The sequence below is a fragment of the Micromonospora antibiotica genome (assembly GCF_017599305.1).
GTDB lineage: Bacteria > Actinomycetota > Actinomycetes > Mycobacteriales > Micromonosporaceae > Micromonospora > Micromonospora antibiotica.
This window is the reverse complement of record NZ_JAGFWR010000023.1, coordinates 93,593-100,083: the sequence shown is the minus strand read 5'-3', so window position 1 is coordinate 100,083 and position 6,491 is coordinate 93,593. Positions and strand designations below refer to the sequence as shown.

At 74.0% G+C, this 6,491-nt stretch carries 5 protein-coding genes; 2 read left to right on the top strand and 3 right to left on the bottom strand.

Annotation, left to right across the window (positions count from 1 at the left end; all coding sequences use genetic code 11):
* The first annotated feature begins 545 nt into the window (after positions 1-545).
* Positions 546-1,550, top strand: a complete 1,005-nt coding sequence (locus tag JQN83_RS26775) for an NAD-dependent epimerase/dehydratase family protein (RefSeq protein WP_208569922.1) — start codon at positions 546-548, stop codon at positions 1,548-1,550.
* A 46-nt stretch (positions 1,551-1,596) separates the two neighbouring features.
* Here JQN83_RS26775 and JQN83_RS26770 read toward each other — a convergent pair whose 3' ends face one another.
* Complete coding sequence (locus JQN83_RS26770; protein WP_208569921.1) at positions 1,597-2,571, bottom strand: Acg family FMN-binding oxidoreductase; 975 nt, start codon at positions 2,569-2,571, stop codon at positions 1,597-1,599.
* Between the two features lie 303 nt (positions 2,572-2,874).
* Between JQN83_RS26770 and JQN83_RS26765 the strand changes: the two genes are divergently transcribed.
* Positions 2,875-3,513, top strand: coding sequence for a response regulator (locus tag JQN83_RS26765; RefSeq protein WP_208569920.1), 639 nt, complete (start codon positions 2,875-2,877; stop codon positions 3,511-3,513).
* 145 nt (positions 3,514-3,658) lie between these two features.
* Here the strand turns inward: JQN83_RS26765 and JQN83_RS26760 are convergent, their stop codons facing one another.
* Positions 3,659-5,329, bottom strand: coding sequence for a sensor histidine kinase (locus JQN83_RS26760; protein WP_208569929.1), 1,671 nt, complete (start codon positions 5,327-5,329; stop codon positions 3,659-3,661).
* Positions 5,330-5,425: 96 nt separating this feature from the next.
* Positions 5,426-6,436 carry an Acg family FMN-binding oxidoreductase gene (locus tag JQN83_RS26755; protein WP_443674024.1) on the bottom strand — a complete coding sequence of 337 codons (1,011 nt, stop codon included), beginning with the start codon at positions 6,434-6,436 and terminating at the stop codon, positions 5,426-5,428.
* Between the last annotated feature and the right edge of the window lie 55 nt (positions 6,437-6,491).

The following is a 6,491-nucleotide window of genomic DNA, read 5'->3' as shown; positions in this document are numbered from 1 at the left end:
CCGCCGGGCCGCCGGGCCGCCGGGCCGCCGGGCCGCCGGGCCGCCGGGCCGCCGGGCCGCCGGGCCGCCGAGCCGTCCTTATGCCTGTGCTGGGTGCAGCGTCCCCTGCATCATGTTGCGCGGAAAGCTATATGCCTGTGCGTCATGAATATGCCTCACAGGCATAACGGAGCCCGAGGAGTTGCCCGTCCCGTGGACCGTTTTCAGCCGCCCAGTGAAATGCTTGCTTTTACCAGCCGAAAATCCTGTTCGTCCCTTTTTATTTGAGGCGGGTGGCCGGTACCCGGCCGGGCGTAGGCGTGTGCATGATGATCGTGGGGCGATATGGCGGGTCCGTCCCTGCTGTCGACACGCCACCGCCCCTGCACCACCCACACCGGGTGCACCGGGCCGCGCGTGACGTGGACCGAACCGACCCGTATGTCGGTCGACGAAGGACCGACGGGGGAGTCGAGCAGTGCTCTGGCCCGGATTCTGCCGACGGCAGATCCGCTGCCGGTGAACAGGGTGCCGCATCGGTGCCCCCGACCGGCAGGGTGGGACGGATGAGACTGCTGATGCTGGGCGGCACCGGGTTCGTCGGGTCCGCCATCGTGACCGAAGGGGTACGCCGGGGCTGGACGGTGACGATGTTCAACCGGGGGATACACGGGGGCACCCCGCCGGGCGTACACCGGTTGCGGGGTGATCGGACCGCGCCGGGCGGGCTGGCCGAACTGGCCGGCGGCGGGTGGGACGTGGTGGTCGACACCTGGGACGGCGCACCCCGCGCGGTACGCGACGCCGCCACGCTGCTGCACTGTGCCGGGCACTACGCCTACATCTCCAGTGGCTCCGTCTACGCCCCGCCTGTGCGCCCCGGGGTCGGTGAGGAATCGGCGGTGGTGGCGTCGGCGGCCGACGACACCGGCGACGACGACTACGCCCGGTGCAAGGCCGGTGGGGAACTGGCCGCGACCGAGGTGTTCGGGGAACGCGCCCTGCTGGTGCGGGCCGGGCTGATCCTCGGGCCGGGGGAGGACATCGGGCGGCTGCCGTGGTGGCTGCGCCGGGTGGCCCGGGGCGGTGACGTCCTCGCACCCGGCCCGGCCGACCTGCCGGTGCAGTACGTCGACGTCCGGGACCTCGCGGCCTTCACGCTCGACCGGGCCGCCGAGGGCGTGGGCGGCGCGTTCAACGTGATCAGCCGCCCGGGGCACACCACCATGGGCGAACTGCTCACCGAGGCGGTGGCGACGACCGGGGCCGACGCCCGACTGCGGTGGACCGACCCCGAGGTGCTGCTCGCCGCCGGGATCGAACCGTGGAACGACCTGCCGATCTGGATTCCCCCGGGCCACGAGTACCGCTGGTTGCAGGAGCGTGGCGTCGAGAAGGCGTACGCGGCGGGACTGACCTGCCGTCCGGTGGCCGAGACGGTCGGTGACACCTGGCGCTGGCTGGACCGGGTGGGGTCGGTCCCGCCCCGCGCGGGGCGGCCGGCGCGGGCGACCGTCGGCCTCGACCCGGCCCGGGAAGCCGCCCTGCTCACCGCGCACCATCCAGCCTGACCCGGACCGCGCGAGGCGAGCGCGGTACAGGCCGGGCGGCGGGGGTTCAGCCGGGTGCCACCGCAACGTCCAGCACCTCGTCCACGCTTCGCCTCGGTGTCGCCACCCCCGGCTGGCCGTACCCGATCCGCATCACCATCTGCGGCGTGCCGAAACGACCCAGCGACAGCCGCAGCGCCTCCCGCGCCCCCGACACCTCGATCGGCTGCGACAGCATCGACACCGCGAGCCCCGCGTCGGTGGCGGTCAGCAGCACCCGCTGCAACGCCTGCCCGGCCAGCACCTGGTCGACGACCGTGTTGCCGGCCGCGCCGAGCACCGCCACCAGCGGTTCCGGCTCGAAGTCGCGGCCGGGAGCGCGGTCCAGGCCGCCGAAGCCCCGCGACGGCAGCAGGTCCTGCGGTTCGCTCTGCGGACCACCGGCGCGGGCCGGCACCCCGTCGGGGGCGGGTTCGGTACGCACCCAGTCGGCGCGTTCGGCCCGGTAGGCGGGGTCGCGTTCGAGCACCCGGTGGGCGCTGCGGGCGATCTCGGCGAAGGCGTTGACGGCGCTCACCCCGATCACCAGTTCCAGCCAGCACTGTTCGGCGCGGGCCGCCTCGCCGAGCCGCCAGCGGGCCTCGGCGGGCACCGGGTCGGGCCAGAACGGCGCCCGGTTGCTGAACCGGCGGCCGATGGCCGCGTACAGACCCTGCTCGGTCGGGGTGGGACGGCGCGGCAGCTCCGGGACCAGCCGGGCCAGCACGTCCGGGTCAGCCGGGTACGGTCGCAGCCGTACGGTCGCCGGGGTGCCCGCCACCGCCAACGACAACCGCAGGTTGAACAGGGCCGCCCCGCCGGAGACCCGGGTGCCCCAACCGCTCGGGTCGGTGGCCGGCAGCCGGCGGGCTGGGTCGACCGACACCTCGATTCCGCCGTCGCGCAGTCGGAACCGCCACGGCTGGGTGTTGTGCAGGGAGGGCGCGCGGACGGCGTCCGCGACGGCGGCCCGCAGTTGCGTCTCGGTGTACCCGGTGCCCATGGTCGTGCTCCTTCCGTGGCGGTTCGTGCCGCTCCACCCCGAGCGGGGAACGTGTCGCCCCGGCCGGCCGACGCCGCCCCGGTTCCCGGTGGTGGTTCCCCTCCACGGTCCGTCACCGGCAGGTGGGCCGGGCAGGGCCGGACGTCCCGACCCACCGGGCCGCCCTTCCCACCGGCGGAGCGCCCGTGCCCGACCCGCCAGGCCGGCCCAGTCGGCGTGACACCCGAGGAAGGACGGTGCGACGTGCCAGGTTAGGGACCTTCGGCCCGTGCACGAGCGCGTCCGGGCGGGTAGAAACGAGGGATGATCCGGGTGTTCCTCCTCGACGACCACGAAGTCGTCCGCCGTGGCCTGGCCGACCTGTTGCAGAGCAGCGGCGACATCGAAGTGGTCGGCGAGTCCGGCTCCGCCCAGGAGGCGTCCCGACGGATTCCCGCCCTCCGCCCCGACGTGGCGATCCTCGACGCCCGGCTGCCCGACGGCAACGGCATCGACGTGTGCCGGGACGTCCGGGCGGTCGACTCGTCGATCAAGGGACTGATCCTCACCTCGTACGAGGACGACGAGGCGTTGTTCGCCGCGATCATGGCGGGTGCGGCGGGTTACGTCCTCAAGCAGATCCGGGGCACCGACCTGGTCGACGCGGTGCGCAGGGTCGCGGCCGGGCAGTCGCTGCTCGACCCGGCGATCACCACCCGGGTGCTGGAGCGCATCCGCAGCGGCGTCGAGCAGCCGCGCGAGCTGAAGAGCCTCACCGAGCAGGAACGCCGCATCCTGGAGTACGTCGCCGAGGGGCTGACCAACCGGGAGATCGCCGGCAAGATGTTCCTCGCCGAGAAGACCGTGAAGAACTACGTCTCCAGTGTGCTGGCCAAGCTGGGCCTGGAGCGTCGCACCCAGGCCGCCGTGCTCGCCACCCGCCTGCTCGGCCAACGCCCCTGACCCACCCCAGCGCCGGCCGACATCCTGACCCACCGTCCGCCAGGTCCGAACGGGCCGACCACGCGCTGAGCCGGACACCGGCCGCACGCTGAGCCCGAGCCGGTCGCACCGTCCCGGCTGAGCCCGAATCGGCCGGTGGCCCGGGTCAGTCGCGCAGCGGGACCGACCAGTAGAGCTGGGTGCCGTGCGGCTCGACCCGGCGTACCTCGAACTCGCCGCCGTGACGTTCGGCGCGTTCGCGCAGGTTGACCAGGCCACCCCGGGCGGCGGCCGGGTCACAGCCCACCCCGTCGTCGGTGACCGTCACGGTGACCCGGCCGGCGTCGACCCGGACGGCTACGGCGACCCGGTTGGCCCCGGCGTGGCGTACCGCGTTGGACAGCGCCTCACGGAGCACGGCGGTGAGGTCGGGGCGGACCGGATCCGGCACGGCGCTGTCGATGGGCCCGTCCAACTCGACGGCGGGCCGGAAACCGAGCGACCCGGCGGCCACGTCGACCGCCTCCCGGATCTCGGTACGCAGCGCCGCGCTCATCGGGGTACGCAGCTCGAAGATGGTGCGGCGGATGTCCCGGATGGTGGCGTCGAGGTCGTCGACGGCCGCATTGATCCGCTTGGCGACGTCGGGGCGGGCGTGCATCGCGCCGCTCTGCAGTTGCAGGCCGGTGGCGAACAGCCGCTGGATCACCACGTCGTGCAGGTCCCGGGCGATGCGTTCGCGGTCCTCCAGGACCACCAGCAGTTCCCGTTCCTCCTGGCCCCGGGCCCGCTCCATGGCCAGGGCGGCCTGGCCGGCGAAGCTGGCCAGCAGGGTGACGTCGGCGTCGGCGGCCCGGCCGGCGTCGGGCCGGTGGGCCACCACCAGCACCCCGTGCAGGGTGTCGGCGGCGGCGAGCGGGGAGACCACCGCCGGGCCGGCGACCACCGGCACCGGCCAGGGTGCCGCCTCGGCCAGATTGTCGAGCAGTTCCCGGCGACGCTCGGTGACCGAGCCGGCGAAGCTGGTCTCGCTGGCCGGCAGCAGCGCGCCGACCAGCCCGTCGGCGTCACCGTCGGCGGAGTCGACCACCTCGACGGTGAACTGCCCGGCGTCCTCGTCGTAGAGCAGCACCAGCGCCAGCTCCGCCTCGGCGACCTCGCGGGCCCGGCGGGCCACCAGGGTCAACGCGTCGGTCCGGCGTACCTCGCCGAGCAGCACCGAGGTGATCTCGGCGGTCGCGGCCAGCCAGCGTTCCCGACGGTGGGCCAGCGCATAGAGTCGGGCGTTCTCGATGGCCACCCCGGCGGCGGCGGCCAGCGCCACGACGATCTCCTCGTCGTCCTCGGTGAACTCCGCGGCGCCCTGCTTCTCGGCCAGGTAGAGGTTGCCGAAGACCTGCTCGCGGATGCGCACCGGCACGCCGAGGAAGCTGTGCATCGGCGGGTGGTTCGGCGGGAAGCCGTACGACTGGGGGTGCTGGGTGATGTCGGGCATGCGGACCGGGCGGGGCTCGTCGATGAGCAGGCCGAGCACCCCCCGCCCGTGCGGCAGGTCACCGATCTTCGCGTGCAGCTCGGCGTCGATGCCGTGGGTGATGAAGTCGTGCAACAGCCGGTCGGGACCGATCACGCCGAGCGCGCCGTAACGCGCACCGACCAGCTCGCAGGCCGCCTGCACGATCCGTCGCAGGGTGCTGCGCAGGTCGAGGTCGGTGCCGATGCCGACCACCGCGTCGAGTAGCGCCCGCAGCCGCTCCCGGCTGGTCACCACGTCGCCGACCCGGTCGAGCATCTCCTGGAGCAGCTCGTCGAGGCGGACCCGGGACAACGGGCTCAGCCCCAACGAGGGGACCGGATGTTCGTTGCGGGAAGCAGGGGTGCTGGCGGCCACGCGGGCGAGTTTAGCGCCCGGTGACCGCCCGGCACGAGATCGTCAGGACCGCTGGTCGCGTACCGCGGAGGTGTCGACCACCTGCGCGGCCGGCAGCCGCGGGGTGTGCGGCGGGCCGGCGTGCGCCGGGTCCGCGAGCCCGATCCGCAGCACCAGGTACGGGTAGCCGAGCCCACTGAGCAGTTGCCGCAGCTTCTGCCGGGTGCCGGGCACCTCGACCACGCCGGACAGCGGCACCACCGACACCCCGTGCCGGGTGGCGGTCAGCCACAGCGCGGAGAGTGCCTCACCGGCCCCCAGCCAGCTGTCAGGTTCGTCCTCGTCGCCGTAGAGCAGCCCGTACACGGCGGCCTTGTCATGCCCCGGCCCCACCGGGAGGTTGCCGGGGCTGCCGAAGTCGCGGGCCGGGACGGTGGTCTGCGGCTGGTCCTGCGGCAGCACCTCCGGCGGCAGTCCGGTGCCGGTGTCGGCCCGGTGGGTCCAGTACTGCAACTCCTCGCGGGTCTGCGGGTCCTCCGCCTCCACGGTGCCGGCGTGCGAGGCGGTGGCGGCCAGCTCCATCACCTGGTCGGCGTCGAGGATCTGCAACCGGGCACCCTCGTCGTCCGCCGCGCGGGTGATGTCGTCGACCACCTCGGCGGGCACCGGCTCGTCGCTGACCGGCCGGCGGTCGGTGTGCCGGACCTGCATGCACTGCACCAGCCGCATCGCGTCCGGGTCGGCCCCGGCAGGGGTCAGGCCGGTCAACCGGGCCAGCAGGTCCGGTTGCTGCGGGTCGGGCAGCCGCTCGACCACCGCCGTCCAGCCTTCGGCCGCCAACGCCACCCGGGCGTGGTGCAGGGCCGCGCCGCAGCTGAGCGCCAGCAGGCGGCCCTCCGGGTCGGCGGCGGTGAGCTGCCGGTCCCGGACCACCCGCAGTTCCAGGGCGTCCGGCAGGACCCGCCAGCGCCACGGCTGGGTGTTGTGCACCGACGGGGCGTGGCCGGCCGTCGCGGCTGCCTCCGCGAGCGCGGTGGTCAGCGGGCGGTCCGTCGCGGGCGTCTGGTGGCTCATCGGCACGACCTTTCCGTTTCTCCCATCGTGCCCCACCCGGTCGGTCCACGGGTGG

Coding starts and splice junctions, on each gene's coding strand:
- JQN83_RS26775 (WP_208569922.1), top strand. CDS start 546: ATGAGACTGCTGATGCTGGGCGGCACCGGGTTCGTCGGGTCCGCCATC.
- JQN83_RS26755 (WP_443674024.1), bottom strand. CDS start 6,436: ATGAGCCACCAGACGCCCGCGACGGACCGCCCGCTGACCACCGCGCTC.
- JQN83_RS26765 (WP_208569920.1), top strand. CDS start 2,875: ATGATCCGGGTGTTCCTCCTCGACGACCACGAAGTCGTCCGCCGTGGC.
- JQN83_RS26770 (WP_208569921.1), bottom strand. CDS start 2,571: ATGGGCACCGGGTACACCGAGACGCAACTGCGGGCCGCCGTCGCGGAC.